This window comes from Streptomyces albireticuli (assembly GCF_002192455.1).
Lineage (GTDB): Bacteria > Actinomycetota > Actinomycetes > Streptomycetales > Streptomycetaceae > Streptomyces > Streptomyces albireticuli_B.
This window is the reverse complement of sequence record NZ_CP021744.1, coordinates 4,567,122-4,585,891: the sequence shown is the minus strand read 5'-3', so window position 1 is coordinate 4,585,891 and position 18,770 is coordinate 4,567,122. Positions and strand designations below refer to the sequence as shown.

At 72.7% G+C, this 18,770-nt stretch carries 16 protein-coding genes, 1 tRNA gene and 1 pseudogene; 9 read left to right on the top strand and 9 right to left on the bottom strand.

Going from position 1 to position 18,770, the window contains the following annotated elements; translation table 11 throughout:
* Positions 1-66 precede the first annotated feature (66 nt).
* Positions 67-957 carry an inositol monophosphatase family protein gene (locus tag SMD11_RS19885; protein ID WP_087927724.1) on the top strand — a complete coding sequence of 297 codons (891 nt, stop codon included), beginning with the start codon at positions 67-69 and terminating at the stop codon, positions 955-957.
* A gap of 135 nt (positions 958-1,092) precedes the next feature.
* Here SMD11_RS19885 and SMD11_RS19880 read toward each other — a convergent pair.
* The 7 genes from SMD11_RS19880 to galU all read right to left on the bottom strand — a co-directional run bounded on the left by SMD11_RS19880 (position 1,093) and on the right by galU (position 6,519).
* Positions 1,093-1,166, bottom strand: a tRNA-Ala gene (locus SMD11_RS19880).
* Positions 1,167-1,256: 90 nt separating this feature from the next.
* Entirely contained in the window at positions 1,257-2,348 is a 1,092-nt protein-coding gene (gene glpR, locus SMD11_RS19875) for a gephyrin-like molybdotransferase receptor GlpR (protein WP_087927723.1), read from the bottom strand.
* Positions 2,349-2,524: 176 nt separating this feature from the next.
* Entirely contained in the window at positions 2,525-3,160 is a 636-nt protein-coding gene (locus SMD11_RS19870; protein ID WP_087927722.1) for a GNAT family N-acetyltransferase, read from the bottom strand.
* Entirely contained in the window at positions 3,157-3,717 is a 561-nt protein-coding gene (locus SMD11_RS19865; protein WP_087927721.1) for a MogA/MoaB family molybdenum cofactor biosynthesis protein, read from the bottom strand. Before SMD11_RS19865 ends, SMD11_RS19870 begins: the two co-directional genes overlap by 4 nt.
* Positions 3,714-4,220 (bottom strand): cyclic pyranopterin monophosphate synthase MoaC, encoded by a 507-nt coding sequence (gene moaC, locus SMD11_RS19860; protein ID WP_087927720.1) that lies wholly within the window; start codon positions 4,218-4,220, stop codon positions 3,714-3,716. The genes SMD11_RS19865 and moaC overlap by 4 nt, the downstream gene beginning before the upstream one ends.
* Before the next feature lie 48 nt (positions 4,221-4,268).
* Positions 4,269-5,612, bottom strand: a complete 1,344-nt coding sequence (gene glp / locus SMD11_RS19855) for a gephyrin-like molybdotransferase Glp (protein ID WP_418952459.1) — start codon at positions 5,610-5,612, stop codon at positions 4,269-4,271.
* A 4-nt stretch (positions 5,613-5,616) separates the two neighbouring features.
* On the bottom strand, positions 5,617-6,519 hold the full coding sequence (gene galU / locus SMD11_RS19850; protein ID WP_087927719.1) for a UTP--glucose-1-phosphate uridylyltransferase GalU: 903 nt from the start codon (positions 6,517-6,519) through the stop codon (positions 5,617-5,619).
* An 81-nt stretch (positions 6,520-6,600) separates the two neighbouring features.
* Between galU and SMD11_RS19845 the strand changes: the two genes are divergently transcribed.
* Complete coding sequence (locus tag SMD11_RS19845; protein WP_234366095.1) at positions 6,601-7,209, top strand: 5-formyltetrahydrofolate cyclo-ligase; 609 nt, start codon at positions 6,601-6,603, stop codon at positions 7,207-7,209.
* Between the two features lie 139 nt (positions 7,210-7,348).
* Here the strand turns inward: SMD11_RS19845 and SMD11_RS19840 are convergent, their stop codons facing one another.
* Positions 7,349-10,228, bottom strand: a complete 2,880-nt coding sequence (locus SMD11_RS19840) for a penicillin acylase family protein (protein WP_199843913.1) — start codon at positions 10,226-10,228, stop codon at positions 7,349-7,351.
* A gap of 247 nt (positions 10,229-10,475) precedes the next feature.
* On the opposite strand from SMD11_RS19840, the pseudogene SMD11_RS19835 reads away from it, so the two are divergent.
* The 5 genes and pseudogenes from SMD11_RS19835 to mscL all read left to right on the top strand — a co-directional run bounded on the left by SMD11_RS19835 (position 10,476) and on the right by mscL (position 15,536).
* Positions 10,476-11,974 (top strand): annotated as a pseudogene (locus tag SMD11_RS19835) (potassium/proton antiporter).
* Between the two features lie 265 nt (positions 11,975-12,239).
* On the top strand, positions 12,240-13,517 hold the full coding sequence (locus SMD11_RS19830) for an MFS transporter (RefSeq protein ID WP_087927717.1): 1,278 nt from the start codon (positions 12,240-12,242) through the stop codon (positions 13,515-13,517).
* Positions 13,518-13,583: 66 nt separating this feature from the next.
* Positions 13,584-13,904, top strand: coding sequence for an FmdB family zinc ribbon protein (locus SMD11_RS19825; RefSeq protein ID WP_087927716.1), 321 nt, complete (start codon positions 13,584-13,586; stop codon positions 13,902-13,904).
* 147 nt (positions 13,905-14,051) lie between these two features.
* On the top strand, positions 14,052-14,942 hold the full coding sequence (locus SMD11_RS19820) for an S-methyl-5'-thioadenosine phosphorylase (protein WP_087927715.1): 891 nt from the start codon (positions 14,052-14,054) through the stop codon (positions 14,940-14,942).
* Positions 14,943-15,062: 120 nt separating this feature from the next.
* A complete protein-coding gene (mscL, locus tag SMD11_RS19815) occupies positions 15,063-15,536 on the top strand; it encodes a large conductance mechanosensitive channel protein MscL (protein ID WP_087927714.1) in 474 nt (157 codons plus the stop codon).
* A gap of 54 nt (positions 15,537-15,590) precedes the next feature.
* Here mscL and SMD11_RS19810 read toward each other — a convergent pair whose 3' ends face one another.
* Complete coding sequence (locus tag SMD11_RS19810) at positions 15,591-15,773, bottom strand: hypothetical protein (protein ID WP_087927713.1); 183 nt, start codon at positions 15,771-15,773, stop codon at positions 15,591-15,593.
* A 149-nt stretch (positions 15,774-15,922) separates the two neighbouring features.
* Here SMD11_RS19810 and SMD11_RS19805 point away from each other — a divergent pair, with 149 nt between their 5' ends.
* Positions 15,923-17,155, top strand: a complete 1,233-nt coding sequence (locus tag SMD11_RS19805; RefSeq protein ID WP_234366094.1) for a low temperature requirement protein A — start codon at positions 15,923-15,925, stop codon at positions 17,153-17,155.
* A 306-nt stretch (positions 17,156-17,461) separates the two neighbouring features.
* A complete protein-coding gene (locus SMD11_RS19800; protein ID WP_087927712.1) occupies positions 17,462-18,604 on the top strand; it encodes a P1 family peptidase in 1,143 nt (380 codons plus the stop codon).
* Positions 18,605-18,770 lie beyond the last annotated feature (166 nt).

The following is an 18,770-nucleotide window of genomic DNA, read 5'->3' as shown; positions in this document are numbered from 1 at the left end:
TCCACTATCCGCCACATCCGGGCCCTCCAGGGCCGGTTCGGGGCGCTCGCTCGGTAGACATCCGCCATGACCGCGAACACGACGCCCTCGAACACCACGCCCTCGCAGACCGCTCCCACCAAGACCGCGACGACCGCGCCCACACGCCCGGCCCCGGACCTCGCCCGCCTCCTCCCCGCCGCCGTCGACGCCGCCCGCGCCGCGGGCACCCTCCTCGCCGACCGCAGGCCGGCGGAGCCCTCCCCCGCCACCGACCTGGCCTCGCTCGCCGCCGCGTTCCGCTCCTACGACGAGCCCGCGGCGGCCCTCCTCCACGACCGGCTGGGCGCGCTCCGGCCCCAGGCGGGCCTGCTCACCGACGAGTTCGGGGGCGGGATCCCCGACGAGGGCGAGTGGTGGCTGTGCGACGCGACCGACGGCGCCGTGCAGTACCTCCAGGGCCTGCCGCACTGGTGCGTCTCGGTGACCCTGCTGCGCGACGGCGTCCCCGTCCTCGCGGTGCTGCACGCGCCGCTCCAGGGCATGACGTACACCGCGACCCTCGGCGGCGGCGCCCGCCTGGGCTCCCGTCCGGTGCGGCCCTCGCGCCGGGCACTGTCCGCCGCCGTCGTCGCCACGAGCCATCCGCCGTTCGCGGACCGCCGGCCGGAGGCCGCCCGCCGGGCCGGCGGCTCGCTGGGCGCGGCCCTGGGCCACGTCCTGGCCGTGCGCAACCTCGGGCCGACGTCGCTCCAGGTCGCCCATGTCGCCTCGGGCCACCTCGACGCCTTCTGGTCGTACGGGCCCGACGCCACCAATCTGCTGCCGGGCGCGCTCATCGCCCGCGAGGCCGGCGCCACGGTCACGGACGCGGCCGGCGGCCCCTGGAACGCTCGCTCCGAGGGCTTCCTCGCCGCGTCGCCGACCCTCCATCAGGAATTCGTGACCTCTGTCACAAACTCCCCCGCCGCCGGGTGAATGTGCCGGGCTTTCAGGGACTTCGGCGCGTCGGACACCTCAACAGGCCCCACAACGACGAAATCCCGCCCGATCGTGATGATCGGACGGGATTTCGTCAGCCTTTCCCGGGCGGACCCGGGAGAGGCGCTGCGGTGGACCTGTGGGGATTTGAACCCCAGACCCCCTCGATGCGAACGAGGTGCGCTACCAGACTGCGCCACAGGCCCTTGCAACGAGTGAAACTCTAGCACCTCCATACGGGTGCTTGGAAATCCGCTCCCCCGCTGGTCAGCGGCGGGGGTCGCGGACGGCCCCGGTCACTCGTTGGCCGCGCGGGGGCGGCCGTCCTCCGCGTACTGGTCGAAGAGGGGGGTGCGGCCGCGCTCGCGGGGGCGGCGGCGGCCGCGGGCCGGGCGGCGCTCCTGCGCGGGCGCGGGGGCGGCGGCCGGTTCGGCGGTGCTGGAGCGGGCGGAACTCCAGGTGTCGGGCGCGCCGAGGTCGACGCTCTCGGCGCCGCGCGGGGCGACCGGCGCGGTGACGTACGTCGGCAGCGGCACGGGCACAGGCTCCCAGCCCTCGCCGCCGGCGCGCCGGTCGCGCTGCTGGTCGACCCACTCCGCGTGGTCCGTCTGCTCGACGAGCGCGCGGCGGTCCGCCGTCACCGAGGGCTCGGGCACCGGCGGCGGTGTGGGCGCCGGGTGGGAGACGGTGTCAACGGGGGCGGCGGCGGTCACGGGGTCCGGCGCCGCCGCGTGAGGGCGGGGGCGGCCCTCACGGAGCCGCTGGGCGGCCAGTTCGGCACGGCGCTGGTCCATGGTGAAGGCGAACCGGCGCCGCTCCTGGATCCGCAGATAGATGATGTACGCGCTGAGCAGCAGGGCCGGTGCCGCCGGGACCCAGAGGAACGCCAGCCCGCCCACGCCCGCGACGACCGCGCCGATGGTGAAGGCCAGGAAGAGGATCACGGTGGTGCGGCGGCGGCGCGCGAGGACCTTCGAGCGCCGGGCGCGCTCGGCCGCCGCGGAGGCGGCCGCCGCGCCGGACGCGCCGGAGCCGGGGGCCTGTCCGCCGGACGCCGCCGCGGACGGCCGGCCCGCCGCCGGCCCGGAAGAGGGCATGGCGAAGGGCCGGACGTCGACCATTTCGGTCGGCGTGTCCGGCTCGGGCACGCGGGCCTCCGGCTCCGCGGGCTCGGCTGGGGCCGGCGCGTCGTCGGAGGCGCGCCCTTCCAGGTCCTTGGCGTAACGGCGCTCCATTCCCGCCCGTCCGGACAAGAGCCGGATGGCGGTGCTGAAGCGTTCCGTCGGACGGGCCTCATTGAGCTCGTCCTGCCTACGGAGCCACATCGGCACCAAGTAGGCGGCCCAGGCCCCGACGATGACTGCGTAGATGAGGCCGCTGCTGCTCACAGTTCACACCGTAGAGGGGTCCACGCGAGGGATTCCGCCAATTGGCCCGGTGTGTCGCACGATCCGGCTGATATCTCGAACTTTTTTTGTGATTGTTGGGGCCGAGATCACTCGAATACCGTCAATTGACAGTCAATTTCGAACGTTTATTCGTTTTCTTGTTCGGTTTGTTTTTCCTATTCGGCACTGCCGGCCGAGCGGGTCCCCGGCCGCGAACGGTGCCAGCGCGCCAGCAGCCCGTCCCCCGTCTCCTCCGCCGTCAGGGCGTAGACGAGGTGGTCGCGCCAGGCGCCGTCGATGTGCAGATAGCGGGGCCGCAGCCCCTCCTCGCGGAACCCCAGCTTCTCCACCACCCGGCGGCTCGGCAGGTTCTCCGGCCGGATGCAGACCTCCACCCGGTGCAGCCCCAGGGCGCGGAAGCAGTGGTCGACGGCGAGCGCGACGGACGTCGGCATCACGCCCCGGCCCGCGACGGCCGCGTCCACCCAGTAGCCGACGTGGGCCGAGCACATCGAGCCCCAGGTGATCCCCGCGACGGTCAGCTGTCCGGCCAGCCGTCCCTGGTACTCGATGACGAAGGGCAGCATCCGCCCCGCGTGCGCCTCGGCCCGCAGATGGCGGACCATCTGCCGGTACGTGGGGCGCTGGGTGACCGGGCCGCCCGGCGGGGGCGGCGGGATGGTGGCCTCCCAGGGGCGCAGCCAGTCGCGGTTGCGCCGGTTGACCTCGCGCCAGGCGTGCTGGTCGCGCAGCCGGATCGGGCGCAGCAGGACGTCGCCGTCGGCCAGCTCGGCGGGCCAGACGGCGCTCAGCTCGGGCTCCCGGGTCTGGGGTGGTCACCGCCGTGGACCTGGTCCAGGGCGTGCGGCAGCAGCCGGCCCAGCACGGCCAGGCCGTCGCGGACCCCGCCCGTCGAGCCCGGGAGGTTCACGATCAGGGTGCGGCCGGCCACCCCGGCGAGGCCCCGGGAGAGCGCGGCGGTGGGGACCTTCGCCAGCCCTTCGGCGCGCAAGGCCTCGGGGATGCCCGGGATGTCGTAGTCGAGGACGCGGCGGGTGGCGTCGGGGGTGCGGTCGGTGGGCGAGATGCCGGTGCCGCCCGTGGTGACCACGAGGTCGTACGCCGCCGCGACGGCCTCCCGCAGGGCGGCCTCGACGGGGTCGCCGTCGGGGACGACGCGCGGCCCGTCGACCGCGAGGCCGAGCTCCGTCAGGCCGGCCGCGAGGAGCGGGCCGCCCCGGTCGGCGTAGACCCCGGCGGCGGCGCGGTTGGACGCGGTGACGACGAGGGCGCGGTACGGGCCCGGGGGGCGCGCGCCGTCCGGCCGCTCGTCGCTCGGGGGCCGCGCCCCCTCCGGGCGGGTGCTCACGCCCCGCTCCCGTCCCGCGCGGCGCGCGCGTAGTCGCCGGACTTGCCGCCCGTCTTCTCCTCGACCCTCACGTCCGTGATGACGGCGGCCTTGTCGACGGCCTTCACCATGTCGACGACGGTCAGGGCGGCCACGGAGACCGCGGTCAGGGCCTCCATCTCGACGCCCGTGCGGTCGGTGGTCTTCACGGTGGCGCTGATCTCGACGGCGTCGTCGGTGACCGTCAGGTCGACCTTCGCGCCGGCCACGGAGAGGGGGTGGCAGAGCGGGATGAGGTCGGGGGTGCGCTTGGCGCCCATGATCCCCGCGATCCGGGCGGTGGCCAGGGCGTCGCCCTTGGGCACGCCCTCGCCGCGCAGCAGCCGCACGACCTCCGGGGAGACGAGGACCCGGCCGCTCGCGCGGGCCGTGCGGGCGGTGACGGGCTTGGCCGAGACGTCGACCATGCGGGCCGCCCCCGCGCTGTCCAGATGGGTGAGGCTGGGGTCCTGGGCGCTGCTCATCGTTCTCCTGATCCGGTCCTTGTGGGCAGACACCGTATCGGCAGCGTGTCAGGGAGTCCGGTCGAGGAGGACCACGTCGAGCTCGGTGCCGGCGTCGACGGCCGTCGTCGCCTCGGGGACGACTATCAGGGCGTTGGCGTCGGCGAGGGCCTTGACGAGGTGCGAGCCCGCCCCGCCGACGACCCTGACCGTGCCGTCCTCGTGGCGGGCGCGCAGATACTGCCGGCGGCCCTTCGGCGAGGAGGCGACCGCGTCGGCGCAGACCGCGCGCACGGTGGGACGGTCGAAGGGGTCGAGGCCCATGAGGGCGCGGACGGCGGGCCGGACGAAGAGCTCGAAGGAGACGTACGCGCTGACGGGGTTGCCCGGCAGGGCGAACAGGGGCGTCCGGTCGGGGCCGATGCGGCCGAAGCCCTGCGGCTTGCCGGGCTGCATGGCCAGCTTGCGGAAGGAGACGCTGCCCTCGTCGCCGGCCAGCTCGGAGAGGGTCTCCTTGACCACGTCGTAGGCGCCGACGCTGACGCCGCCGCTGGTGACCACGGCGTCGGCCCGGATGAGCTGGTCCTCCAGGGTGGAGCGCAGGGTCTCGGCGTCGTCGTCGACGGCGCCGACGCGGTAGGCGATGGCTCCGGCGTCGCGGGCGCAGGCGGCCAGGGCGAAGCTGTTGGAGTCGTGGATGCGGCCGGGGGTGAGGGTCTCGCCGGGCGGGGCGAGCTCGCTGCCGGTCGACATGACGACGACGCGGGGGCGGGGGCGGACCCGCACGGTGGCTCTGCCGATGGCCGCGAGGAGGCCGATCTGCGGCGGGCCGAGGACCGTGCCGGCGGCGAGCGCGAGCTCCCCGGCGGTGACGTCGCTGCCCCGGGCGCGGACGTGCCCGCGGGCGGCCACCGGGCGGTGCACGCGGACCTCGCCCGTGGCGCCGTCGGGGTCGGCGCTGTGGGCGGCCATGGCGGAGGCGGGGCCGCCGCCCGTGCCGCCGTCGGTCCACTCCACGGGGACGACGGCCTCGGCGCCGGGGGGCAGGGGCGCGCCGGTCATGATCCGGGCGGCCTCGCCGGGGCCGACGGTGGGCAGCTCGCCGCTGCCCGCGGCCACGTCGCCGATGACGGTCAGGACCGCCGGGAACTCCTCGCTCGCGCCCTCGACGTCGGCCGTGCGGACGGCGTAGCCGTCCATGGAGCTGTTGTCGAAGGGGGGCAGGGCGAGCGGCACGGTGACGTCCTCGACCAGGACGCAGCCCTGCGCGTCCAGGATCTGGAGCTCGATCGGCTCCAGCGGCCGGATCCGGTCCAGGATGTCCCCGAGGTGCTCCTCCACCGACCAGAGGCGCTCGTCGTCCCTCGCCACGTCGGTGTGCGCGTGAGTGCCCTTGTCGGCGGTCTTGCTCAAGGTGCTACATCTCCTCGGTGACGTAACGGCGAAGCCAGGCGCGGAAGTCCGGTCCTAGATCTTCACGTTCGCACGCCAGTCTGACAATGGCGCGGAGGTAGTCACCGCGGTCCCCGGTGTCGTAGCGGCGGCCCTTGAAGACCACGCCGTGCACGGGCCCGCCGAGGCCGGGCTCGGCGGCGAGGGCCTGGAGGGCGTCGGTGAGCTGGATCTCGCCGCCGCGGCCGGGCTCGGTCTCGCGCAGCACGTCGAAGACGGCGGGGTCGAGGACGTAGCGGCCGATCACGGCGTAGTTGCTGGGCGCCTCGGCGGCGTCGGGCTTCTCGACCAGGCCGGTGATCTGCACCACGCCGTCGACGTCGGTGGGCTTGACCGCCGCGCAGCCGTAGAGGTGGACCTGGGAGGGGTCGACCTCCATGAGGGCGATCACGCTGCCGCCGTGCTTGCGCTGGATGTCGACCATGTGCGACAGCAGCGGGTCCCGGGCGTCGATGAGGTCGTCGCCGAGGAGGACGGCGAACGGCTCGTCGCCGACGTGGGGGGCCGCGCACAGCACGGCGTGCCCGAGGCCGCGGGGGTCGCCCTGGCGGACGTAGTGCATGGTCGCCAGGTCGCTGGACTCCTGCACCCGGGCGAGCCGGGAGTCGTCGCCCTTGCGGCGCAGGGCCTCCTCCAGCTCGTAATTGCGGTCGAAGTGATCCTCCAGCGGCCGCTTGTTCCGGCCGGTGATCATGAGGACGTCGGACAGCCCGGCCAGGACGGCTTCCTCCACCACGTACTGGATCGCCGGCTTGTCGACGACCGGCAGCATCTCCTTGGGCGTGGCCTTGGTGGCCGGAAGGAAGCGGGTTCCGAGACCGGCGGCAGGGATGACAGCCTTGCTGATCCGAGGACGCGAATGAGTCATGGGCCGAACACTAACGGTTGGGAATGGGCGGAAGATGAGGCTCCACCGAGTATGACCCGACACAGGGAGTTTGTACGAACAGTGATCAAGTACGACGGTACCAAGGGTGAGTTGCGGACGGGTCTCCTGGCGGTGAGAGCCGGGTTGACCCCCGATGAGCTGGAGGTGTCCGGAACGGCGCTGACCGGCCGCGCACTGGGCCTGCCGGAGATCACGGGGGCGGGAACGGTGGCCGCCTATGTCTCGGTGGGGCGCGAGCCCGCCACCCGCGCGCTGATCGACGCGCTGCGCGAGCGGGGCGTACGGGTACTCCTTCCGGTGCTGCTCGACGACAACGATCTCGACTGGGCCGCCTACGAGGGCCCCGACCGCCTCGTCCGGGCCGGCCGCGGCCTGCTGGAACCGGCCGGCGAGCGACTCGGCCCGGACGCGGTCACCGGCGCGGACACGGTGCTGCTGCCGGGCCTGGCGGTGGACGGCCGGGGGATGCGGCTGGGGCGGGGCGGAGGCTCGTACGACCGCGTGCTGGAGCGGCTGGCGCGGGCGGGGGTGGCTCCGGTGCGGGTGGTGCTGCTGTACGACCACGAGGTGGTGGAGCGGGTGCCGGAGGAGGCGCACGACCGGCCGGTGGATGTCGTGGTGACGCCGGGTGGGGTGCGGAGGTTTTCCCCTGCCCGCCCCTCCCCGTAACGGGGGGCAAGCCCCCGGAGCCCCCTTTCCGCGCTCCGCGCGGGCCGGTTTCCGCCCGGCACACGAAACGCCGGACGGGCTGAGAAACAGCCCGTCCGGCGTTTGAGGACCGGGGTCCGGGGCGGAGCCCCGGGAAGGGTCACGGCTTCAGCGTCAGCTCCGCGTCCGTGCCCTTCTTCACCGCGTCCGGGCCGAAGGCCCACGGCAGCAGCTCGCCCTTCGCCCACTTGTCCGTCTGGTCGTAGTAGTGGTCGTTGTAGGCGTGGCCCGACGCGCCCGTGAGGTTGATCCACCGGGACTTGTCGAGGTCGTCGAGGTTGACGACCATCCGCATCGACGGCACCCAGACGGCCTCGTAGCCGCCCGCCGCGTTCCAGCCGGAGGCGTTCACCGCGGCCTCGCCGCCCGCCAGGTTCCAGGGCCCGCGGTTGAGGACCCACTGGACGATGCCGGGGCCTTCCTTGCCGAGCGTCTGGTTCTTCAGGGTCAGCTGGTGCAGCCGGCCCCAGCTCCAGGAGTTGACGTCCTTGCCGAGCTTGGAGGTGAGCTCCCAGCGGGCGTCCTTCATGGCGCGCGCGAGCAGCTCGTCACGGTTGCTGGCGCCCGGGTTGCTGCGGGTGCCGAACTTCCACCAGTCGTCCTCGGGCTTGTCGAGGATCGAGCGGACGACCTCGAACCAGCGGTCGCCGCCGTCGGGCTGCGCGGAGTCCGCGTCCCGCTCGCCGCACTCGGTGACGAGGCGGGTGTTGCCGTCGAGGTCCTCCTGCGGACCGGCGTCGTTGGCCGGGCGCACCCGCAGGCACTGGTCCTTGACCCGGAGCTCCTTGGGCAGCTTGTTGCCGAAGGCGAGCTTGAGGGTGTTGCGCCAGACGGCGTTGAAGTACGCGGCGGCGGCCGAGTCGGCCTCCTGCGTGTAGTCCCAGCCCTGGAGGAGCTTCTGGGCCTCGCGGACGTACTTCGTCTCGCGCTCGTTGGCGCCCTTGAGCTCGATCTTCAGCAGGTAGGGGGTGAGCAGCTTGGCGATCTCGCTGGTGTTGTCCATCTGCATCTTCTGCATGTCGTCCGTCGAGATCTTCCCCCCGTCCTTGATCTTCGACTGGATGAGCTCGTTGATGCGCTGGCTGCGGACGCCGTAGCCCCAGTCCGAGGTCAGGTTGTACGGGTACTTCTTGTCGACGACGGCCTGGTTGGCGGTGACGATGTAGCCGCGCTTGGGGTTGTACTCCCAGGGCAGCTCCTCCTGCGGGATCCAGCCGGTCCACTTGTAGGCCGGGTCCCAGCCGGGGGCGGGGTAGCGGCCGTCGCCCTTGCGGACGGGGATGCGGCCGGGCGCCTGGTAGCCGATGTTGCCCTTGGTGTCGGCGTAGACGAGGTTCTGCGAGGGGACCTCGAAGCCGGCGGCGGCCTTGCGGAACTGGGTGAAGTCCGCGGCGCGGTTCAGGTCCAGCAGCGCGTCCATGCTCCTGCCCGCGTCGAGCGCGGTCCAGCGCAGCGAGACGGCGTAGCCCTCGGCGCGGTCGGGCGCGGGGTCCTGCACCGGTGCGTCCTGGCCGACCTTGCCCAGCTCGGTGTTGCGGTCGGAGACGACCGGGCCGTTCTTGGTGGTGCGGATCGTGAACTCACGGTCCTTGCCGCCGGCGACCTTGATCTTCTCCTTGCGCTGGGCGAAGGGGACCTGCTTGCCGTCGTAGAGGTAGCTGTCGGCGGTGACCTTCTCCAGGTAGAGGTCGGAGACGTCGGCGCCGAGGTTGGTCATGCCCCAGGCGATGTCCTTGTTGTGGCCGATGACGACGCCGGGCATGCCCGCGAAGGTGTAGCCGGCCACGTCGTAGGGGCAGGACGGGCCGGTCTTCGTGCAGTGCAGGCCCATCTGGTACCAGAGGGACGGCAGCTGCGGGGCGAGGTGCGGGTCGTTGGCCAGCAGCGGCTTGCCGGTGGTCGTGTACGTGCCGGAGACGACCCAGGAGTTCGAGCCGATGCCGTTGCCGGAGGGGCCGAGCAGCGCCGGGATCTTGTCGAGGGTGTTGGAGAGCGAGGACAGGCCGGTCTTGAGGCCGTTCGCGGCGCCCGCGCCACCGGTGGTGGCGGGGGTGCCCGCGCCGCCGCTCTGCGTGTTCGGGGTGGTCTGACCGTTCTGGCCCGCCTGGCCGTTCTGGGCGTTACGGCCGTTCTGGCCGGTCTGCCCGCTCTGACCCTCCTGGCCGTTCTGACCGTTCTGACCCGCCGTCGGCGTCGCCTTGGGGTCGAACGCCTTGGCGGCCGGGTCGACGGCACCGCCCTCGACGACCGGCTTGTTCCGGCCGTACGGGTACGCCGGGTAGAGCTGCTCGATCTGCTTGGGGCTCAGCCGGGTCGAGGCGAGCGAGCGGTCGATCTCGTCCTGCATGTTGCCGCGCAGGTCCCAGGCCATGGCCTTGAGCCAGGCCACGGAGTCGACCGGGGTCCACTGCTCGGGCTTGTAGTCGTTCTCGAACTCCAGGGCCGCGTACTCGACGGACAGCGACTTGCCCTGGTGGTCCTTGAGATACGCGTTGACCCCGTCGGAGTACGCCTGGAGGTACTTCTTGGTGGTCGCGGAGAGCTTGGTGTCGTACTCCTCCTGCGCGACCTTCCGCCAGCCCATCGTCCGGACGAACGCGTCGGTCTCGACCTGTCCGTCGCCGAACATCTCGGAGAGGCGGCCGGCCGTCAGATGGCGGCGGACGTCCATCTCCCAGAACCGGTCCTGCGCCTGGACGAAGCCCTGGGCGCGGAAGAGGTCCTCGGCGGTGTCCGCGTAGACCTGCGGAATGCCGTTGGCGTCACGGGCGACCTTCACCGGCCCCGACAGACCCTTCAGCTGAAGGGTGCCGCTCGTCTCCGGGAAGGAGGCGCGGACCGTACTGACGCTCCAGTACGCGCCGAACCCCACGCCCGCCACGATCAGCAGCACGAGGGTGATCACGAGCAGCCGGGCGCGTCGGCCTTTCTTCTTACCGGTCTTCTTCTTGCCGGAAGGGCCGGTCTTGTTGGCGGGCATCGCTGTCCTTAGAGGGGCAGGGTGGTCCTGGAGTGCTGAAGCAACCATAGGCGCAGGGCCAGGAGCGGCCCGACGCGGAGTCCGGCCGCCGAAGTGACATAGATCGCCATCGCCCTCCTGTGACCGCCGTCACGCGTCAAGAACGCGTAAAATATTAGGTTAGGAAATGAAGTTCCCATCGGCCGGAGGAACGTTCCGGCCGAAACCCGCCCGATATCCGTGGAAAGACTCGTGAAGGGACCGGCCCCTGACTGTCCACCACCTCAACGAACTCCTGCTGATCTGCTCGGTCGTACTGCTCGTCGCGGTGGCGGCGGTACGGATCTCCTCGCGCAGCGGGCTCCCCAGCCTGCTCATCTATCTGGGCATCGGCGTCGCCATCGGCCAGGACGGCCTCGGCATCTCCTTCAACGACGTCGGACTGACCCAGGTGATCGGCTACGCGGCGCTCGTGGTGATCCTCGCCGAGGGCGGTCTCGGCACGAAGTGGCATGAGATCAAACCCGCCCTGCCCTCGGCGGCCGTACTGTCCACCTTCGGCGTCGCCGTCAGCGTGGGCGTCACCGCGGCGGCCGCCCATTACCTCGCCGGTGTCGAATGGCGCCAGGCCCTGATCATCGGTGCGGTCGTCTCCTCGACCGACGCCGCGGCCGTCTTCTCCGTCCTGCGAAACGTTCCTCTGCCCTCCCGGCTGACGGGTGTGCTGGAGGCGGAGTCCGGCTTCAACGACGCCCCCGTGGTCATCCTCGTCGTCGCCTTCTCGGCGGCCGGGCCGGTCGACCACTGGTACCTGCTGGTCGGCAAGATCGCCCTGGAGCTGGCGATCGGCGGCGCCATCGGCCTCGCCGTCGGCTTCCTCGGCGCCTACGGGCTGCGGCACGTCGCCCTGCCCGCCTCCGGCCTCTACCCCATCGCCGTGATGGCCATCGCCGTCACCGCCTACGCGGGCGGCGCCCTCGCGCACGGCTCCGGCTTCCTCGCCGTCTACCTCGCGGCGCTGATCCTCGGCAACGCCAAGCTGCCGCACTGGCCGGCCACCCGCGGCTTCGCGGAGGGGCTCGGCTGGATCGCGCAGATCGGCATGTTCGTCCTGCTCGGCCTGCTCGTCACCCCGCACGAGCTGGGCGACGACATCATCCCCGCGCTGGTCGTCGGCCTGGTGCTGACCATGGTGGCGCGCCCGGTGTCGGTGTTCCTGAGCCTGGCGCCCTTCCGGACCACCTGGCAGGAGAAGACCCTGCTGTCCTGGGCCGGGCTGCGCGGCGCGGTACCGATCGTGCTGGCCACCATCCCCATGGTGGCCGACGTGGACAACAGCCGGACGATCTTCAACATCGTCTTCGTGCTCGTGATCGTCTACACCCTGGTGCAGGGCCCGACCCTGCCCTGGCTCGCCCGGCACCTGCGGCTGGGCGACAACGAGCCGGAGGACCTCGGCATCGAGTCGGCGCCGCTGGAGCGGCTGCGCGGCCACCTGCTGTCCGTGGCGATCCCCGAGCCGTCACGGATGCACGGTGTGGAGGTCGGCGAGCTGCGGCTGCCCCCGGGGCGGCGGTGACGCTCGTCGTGCGCGACGGCACCAGCTTCGTGCCCTCGCCCACGACCGTGCTGCGCCGGGGCGACGAGCTGCTGGTGGTGGCCACGGACCCGGTGCGGGACGCGACCGAGAAACGGCTGCGCGCGGTCGGTGAGGGAGGAAAGCTTGCGGGCTGGCTGGGGAGTACGGGTACGATAAAGAGGAAGTAACCTATTTAGTTCGAAATCCTTGATCTTCGAACTGACTCGACGGGTCCACTTCACCGTCGGCCTCCCCGGCCGGCGACACCGACATCACCGAACCAACTCTGCCTGATGCAGGGCTGGCGCGACCGCACGGCGGCCGCGGTCGCGCAGTACAAGGCGGCCCGCTCGGCATCTACCACGGTCCTGCGCGAGAGGACAGCTCTCGGCGCGCTCCGTGCGGCTTTCCTCCGTCCGGTGCGCGCTACCAGGCGGCGGAAAGGCCCAGGCCGTGGCAACCACGGTCAACGACAACGCCGAGGCCCGGCCGGGATACGGACAGCTGCTGCGCACGCGCGGCGCCTGGACGTTCCTGCTCCCCGGCTTCCTCGCGCGGCAGCCGTTCGCGATGCTCACCATCGGCATCCTGCTGCTCGTCGAACACACCACAGGCTCGTACGGCAAGGCGGGCGCCGTCTCGGCGACCGCCGGCGTCGCCATGGCGCTCTTCGCGCCGCAGAGCGGCAAGCTCGCGGACCGCTTCGGCCAGGCCCGGGTGCTCATACCCGGGGTGGTCGTGCACGCGGCGGCCATCGCCCTGCTGATCACGCTGGCGCTGACGGACGCGCCGCTGTGGGCGCTCTTCGCCGCGGCGGTGCCCGCCGGTGCGTCGACCCCGCAGATCGGGCCGATGGTCCGGGCCCGCTGGGCGGCCAAGCTGGACGGCTCCCCGCTGATGCCGACGGCGGCGGCCTTCGAGTCGGTCACGGACGAGTTCACGTTCGTGATCGGCCCGGTGCTCGCCACCGCGCTGTGCACGAGCGTCCACCCGGCCGCCGGTCTGATCACCGAGGCCGTGCTCACCATCGGCGGCGGTCTGCTCTTCGCCGCCCAGCGGCGCACCCAGCCCACCCCGGTCCGGACGGCCGCGGGCAGCCCGGAGAAGCACGCGTCGGCGCTGTCCGTGCCGGGTGTGCGGGTCCTCGCGATCGCGTTCCTCGGCATCGGCTCCGTCTTCGGCGGCATGCAGGTGTCGATGACGGCCTTCACCAAGGAGCTCGGCGAGCCGGGCCTCAACGGTCTGATGTACGGCACGTTCGCGGCCGGAAACATGATCGCGGGCCTGATCTGCGGTGCCGTCGCCTGGCGCGTCAGCGCCCAGCGCCGGCTCCTGATCGCCTACCCGCTGCTGGCCCTGGCCACCACCCCGCTGTGGGCGGCGGACGCGCTGCCGGTCCTGGGCGGGCTCGGCCTGCTGGTCGGTCTCTGCATCGCCCCGGCGCTGATCACCGGCTACACGCTGGTCGAGAAGCTGGTCCCGGCGGGCAGCCGCACCGAGGCCTTCACCTGGCTGACCGGCGCGGTCGGCCTCGGCCAGGCGGCCGGCGCGGCCGTCGGCGGCAAGCTCATCGACGGCCACTCGGCGAGCACCGGATTCCTGGTGCCGCTGGTGGGCACGGCGGCGGCGCTGGTGGTCCTGCTGGCGCTGCGGAAGGCGCTCACACCGCGCGGCGAGTCGATCGTGGCCGCGCGTGGGGTCGGTCACCGTGAGCCGGTCTCGGTGGACTGACGCGACGGAATACTGCAATATGGATCGTCGTTAGCACTCAACGAGTGAGAGTGCCAGGAGGAGCAAGTGCCGACTTACCAGTACCAGTGCACCGAGTGCGGCGAGGGCCTCGAGGCGGTGCAGAAGTTCACCGATGACGCCTTGACCGTGTGCCCGAGCTGCGACGGACGCCTGAAGAAGGTTTTCTCCGCGGTCGGCATCGTCTTCAAGGGCTCCGGCTTCTACCGGAACGACAGCCGTGGCTCGTCGTCCAGCAGCAGCCCCGCCAAGGCGAGCAGCACGACGAGCACCACGTCCAAGTCGGACTCCTCCTCGTCGAGCACGAGCACGGCCTCCACGCCGAGCTCGTCCGGCAGCACGTCGAGCAGCAGCACGTCGGCCGCCTGACGGCGCCACCAGGAACATCACGGAGCCCGTCGCCCCTCACCGGGGCGGCGGGCTCCGTCGCGTCCGGGGCGGTCCCGTCCGGGGCCGCCGTGGCCATGATCGGCCATGACGTCCGGGGCCCGGTGGGGCGCCGCTAGGGTGGGCCGCATGGTCGATACAGACACCGTGAGGGACGAGACGGACGGCGGGCCCGTGGGCGACGGCGTGCGCGCGGACATAGGCGTGATCGGCGGGTCGGGGTTCTACTCCTTCCTGGAGGACGTGACCGAGGTCGTCGTGGAGACCCCGTTCGGGTCGCCGAGCGACTCGCTCTTCGTCGGCGAGCTGGCCGGCCGCAAGGTCGCCTTCGTCCCCCGGCACGGCCGCCGCCACACCCTGCCGCCGAACCGCATCAACTACCGGGCCAACCTCTGGGCCCTGCGGTCGCTCGGCGTCCGGCAGGTCCTGGCCCCCTGCGCGGTGGGCGGGCTGCACCCGCAGCTGGGCCCGGGGACGCTCGTCGTACCGGACCAGCTGGTGGACCGCACGAAGTCGCGCGTCCAGACGTTCTTCGACGGCGAGCCGCTGTACGACGGCCGGGTGGCCAACGTCGTCCACACCACGTTCGCCGACCCCTACTGCCCCACCGGGCGCGCGGTGGCGGTCGCGGTGGCGCGCGGCCACGGCTGGGGACAGGTGGTGGACGGCGGCACGATGGTCGTCATAGAGGGGCCCCGCTTCTCGACCCGCGCCGAGTCCCGGTGGCACGCGGCCCAGGGCTGGTCCGTGGTCGGCATGACCGGGCACCCGGAGGCCGTCCTCGCCCGCGAGCTGGAGCTCTGCTACACCTCGATGGCCCTGGTCACGGACCTGGACGCGGGGGCCGAGGCGGGCGACGGCGTCAACCACGGCGACGTGATGCGGGTCTTCGCCGAGAACGTCGGCCGGCTGCGCGAGGTGCTCTTCGCGGCGGTCACCGCGCTGCCGGAGAACGACGGCCGGTCCTGCCTCTGCGCCGGGGTGCACGAGGGCTGGGACCTGGGTATCGAGCTGCCGTAACGGCTCTTGTGCTCCGGGTGACCGGACAGAGCTGGCAAAATCTCCCGTACGTTGCGGAACTATTCATTCCGCAACGTACGGAGACAGCGTCGGAGACAGCAAGACAGTGAGGCAGTTGCGGTGAGCGAGAAGAAGACAGGCGTCCTCGGGGGCTTCAAGGCGTTCCTGATGCGGGGCAACGTGATAGACCTCGCCGTCGCCGTCGTCATCGGCGCCGCGTTCACCAACATCGTGAACTCCGTGGTCAAGGGTGTGATCAACCCGGTCGTCGGCGCCTTCGGCACCAAGGACCTGGACCACTACGCGTCCTGCCTCAAGGGCCCCTGCGACCGGAACGCGGCGGGCGAGGTGACCAAGGGCGTCTTCATCCAGTGGGGCACCGTGCTCAGCGCGACGCTCACCTTCCTGATCACGGCGGCGGTCGTCTACTTCCTGATGCTGCTGCCGATGAAGCGCTGGCAGGACCGCCAGGCGGCCAAGGCCCCGGCGACCCCCGCCAAGGAGACCGAGCTGGAGCTGCTCGCGCAGATCCGCGACGCGCTGGTGGAGCAGCGGCGCGAGCCGGGCGCGGACGCGGTGCCGGCCCAGCGGTAGCGCCCGGGCGCGCGGCAGCGCCGGGACCCGCGCCAGCGCCCGGACGCGCCGCCGTCACACGTGGTGCGGCGGCTTCTCGTCCAGGAAGCGGGCCAGGTCGGCGGCGCTCCCGCCGCCGGAGGGGCGGTCGCCCCAGCCGTGGTCCGTGTCGTCCGAGGACTGCTGCGAGAGCGGGTCGTCGAAGATCAGCGCGGCGGGACGGGGCCGCGGGGCGGGCTCGGGGGCGGTGTCGCTCATCCGTCCAGGGTACGGGGCGGGTGGCGGCGCGGGCGGGGCAGGCGCGGGCCCGCCCGTACGCACCCGCTCGCACCAGCCCGTACCCGCCCGTACCCGCCCGGCGGACGCCTCACCGCGCGCACCGCGCCACGGGCGGTGACAATCGGCGCATGAGCGAGCACCCCGCGCCCCGGACCGGTGCCGTCCTGCGGCGGATGGTCGCGCGCGCCCGCGACGAGGAACACCGCGCCGCGACACCGCTGGAGCTGTTCTTCGACCTCTGCTTCGTGGTCGCCGTGGCACAGGCGGGCGCCCGGCTGGTGCACGCGCTGGCCGAAGGACACACGGACACAGGGATCATTTCCTACCTTTTCGTGTTCTTCGGGATCTGGTGGGCGTGGATGAACTTCTCGTGGTTCGCCTCCGCCTACGACTGCGACGACGTGCCGTACCGGGTGCTGACCCTGATCCAGATGGCGGGCGTGCAGATCTACGCGGCCGGGGTGCCGCGCGCCTTCGACAAGAACGACTGGACGATCGCGGTCGTCGGGTACGTCGTGATGCGGCTGGCCCTCACCACGCAGTGGCTGCGGGCGTCACGCTCCGAGGAGGACCCCGGGGCGGCCCTCACGGCCCGGCGGTACGCGATCGGCCTGGTGATCTGCCAGCTCGGCTGGGTGGCCCTCCTGTTCGCCCCGGAGGGCTCCCGGAAGTGGCTGTTCCTGGTCCTGGTGGCGGCGGAACTGTCCGTACCGCTGATCGCCGAGCGGAACACGCCGACCCCCTGGCACCCGCACCACATCGCCGAGCGCTACGGCCTCTTCACGGTGATCGTCATCGGCGAGACGATCACGGCGGGCACGGTCGCGGTGCAGTCGGCCCTGGACGAGAACGAGGCGCTGGACGAGCTGCTGCCGATCGCGGCGGGCGGGCTGCTGATCGTCTTCGCCGCCTGGTGGATCTACTTCGCGGTGCCCATCCACGAACGGCTGTCCTCCAACCGCTACGCCCTCCCCTGGGGGTACGGCCACTACCTGATCTTCGCCTCGGCGGCGGCGATCGGCGCGGGCATCGAGGTGGCGGTGGAACAGGCCGTGGGCAAGGCCCATGTCTCGACGACCGCGGCGGCGGCCGCGGTGACGATCCCGTCGGCGGCCTTCCTGTTCGTGGTGTGGCTGCTGCACTCCCGGCACTACAAGAGGGGCGCGGCGCAGCAGGCGGTACTGCCGGTGTCGGCGGCGCTGATGCTGGCGTGCACGTTCGCGGGCCGTGCGGCGGTGTTGCTGGCGGGGGTGGTGGCGGCGGTGACGGTGGGGGTGGGGGTGACGCTTGCGGCGCGGGGGCGTGAGCGGGTGCGAGTGCGGGAGCCGGGGGATGTTTCCCCGCCCCGCCCTTCCCCGTGACCGGGGGCAGGCCCCCGGGGCCCCCGGTCCGCGCTAGGCGCGGGCCTCAAACTCCCCCAGCTACCGCTGGGAGGTGCCCCCAGCCGGGCTGGATCTCGCCCCTGCCTGAGGCTGGCTTTTCTGCCCGGTTCCGGGCGACAACTCAGCCCGTCCGGCGTTTGAGGACCGGGGTCCGGGGCGGAGCCCCGGTTTCGGGAAGGGGCGGGGCCGGGGAAAAAGGCCCGCGCAGCGGCACCCACCCCCCGCACAAGCGCCCCGTGGCGACAACCCGCCCCCACCCCGCACCCCTCGTGGTACCCAGGCCCCATGACTGATGCCGTCACAACCCCCGGCCCCCAAGACGCCCTCACCGACGTCCCCCACATCCGCGTGGGCCACGCACACCGCACAGGCAACGGCTTCCTCACCGGCACCACAGTCGTCCTCGCCCCGGTCGGCGGAGCCGTCGCCGCCGTGGACGTACGGGGCGGTGGCCCCGGCACCCGGGAGACGGACGCCCTGGACCCGCGCAACCTCGTGCAGAAGGTGGAGGCCGTCGTCCTCACGGGCGGCAGCGCGTTCGGGCTGGACGCCGCGTCCGGGGTGGTGGCGTGGCTGGAGGAGGCGGGCCGCGGCTTCCGCGTGGGCCCGGACCCGTCCCAGGTCGTACCGGTCGTCCCGGCGGCGGCGCTCTTCGACCTCGGCCGCGGCGGCGACTGGCGGGCCCGGCCCGACGCGGCGCTGGGCCGCGCGGCGGCGGAGGCGGCGGCCCGTACGGAATCGGGGGCGCCGGTCGTCCAGGGCACGGTGGGCGCGGGTACGGGCGCGGTGGCCGGCGGCCTCAAGGGCGGCGTCGGCACGGCCAGCGCGGTGCTGCCGTCGGGGACGACGGTCGCGGCGCTGGCGATCGTCAACGCGGCGGGTTCGGTGGTCGAGCCGACGACGGGCGCGCTGTACGGGCGGCTGGCCATGGGCGAGGTCGAGGTCCCGGACCGGGAGCGGCACCGCGCCGCCCGGGAGACGCTGGCCGCGGCCGTGAAGGAGTCCGCGAAGCGCTCGGCGGCGTCCGCGCGCCCGCCGCTGAACACGACGCTGGCCGTCGTCTGCACGGACGCCGCGCTCACCCGCGCCCAGGCACAGAAGCTCGCGGGCACGGCACACGACGGCCTGGCGCGCGCCGTACGCCCGGTCCACCTGCTGAACGACGGCGACACGGTCTTCGCCCTGGCCACGGGCGCGCGGCCGCTGGTCGCGGAGGACGTCTTCGGGGACCCGACGGTACTGGCGGCGGGGGCGCTCAACGAGATCCTGGCGGCGGGGGCGGATGTGCTGACGCGGGCTGTGGTGAAGGGGGTACTGGCGGCGGGGTCGGTGGAGGGGGCGGGTGGGGTGTTTCCGTCGTACGGGGAGTTGTACGGGGGTGAGTGGCGGGGTGGAGTGACGGCGGGCGGGTGGGGCGCCGGCGGATGACCGCTGCGCGGGGCCTTTCCCCAGCCCCGCCCCTTCCCGAAACCGGGGAGATCCCCGGGCCCCTTCCGCGCTACCGCGCGGTGTCCTCAAACTCCCCCGGCTACCGCTGGGAGGTGCCCCCAGCCGGGCTGGATCTCGCCCGGTTCCGGGCGACAACTCAGCCCGT

What these genes read in the sequence shown, in the direction of transcription:
- SMD11_RS19885 (WP_087927724.1), top strand. Translation starts at nt 67, where the DNA reads ATGACCGCGAACACGACGCCCTCGAACACCACGCCCTCGCAGACCGCT.
- moaC (WP_087927720.1), bottom strand. Translation starts at nt 4,220, where the DNA reads ATGAGCAGCGCCCAGGACCCCAGCCTCACCCATCTGGACAGCGCGGGG.
- galU (WP_087927719.1), bottom strand. Translation starts at nt 6,519, where the DNA reads ATGACTCATTCGCGTCCTCGGATCAGCAAGGCTGTCATCCCTGCCGCC.
- SMD11_RS19840 (WP_199843913.1), bottom strand. Translation starts at nt 10,228, where the DNA reads ATGCCCGCCAACAAGACCGGCCCTTCCGGCAAGAAGAAGACCGGTAAG.
- SMD11_RS19820 (WP_087927715.1), top strand. Translation starts at nt 14,052, where the DNA reads ATGGTCGATACAGACACCGTGAGGGACGAGACGGACGGCGGGCCCGTG.
- SMD11_RS19810 (WP_087927713.1), bottom strand. Translation starts at nt 15,773, where the DNA reads ATGAGCGACACCGCCCCCGAGCCCGCCCCGCGGCCCCGTCCCGCCGCG.
- SMD11_RS19805 (WP_234366094.1), top strand. Translation starts at nt 15,923, where the DNA reads ATGAGCGAGCACCCCGCGCCCCGGACCGGTGCCGTCCTGCGGCGGATG.
- SMD11_RS19800 (WP_087927712.1), top strand. Translation starts at nt 17,462, where the DNA reads ATGACTGATGCCGTCACAACCCCCGGCCCCCAAGACGCCCTCACCGAC.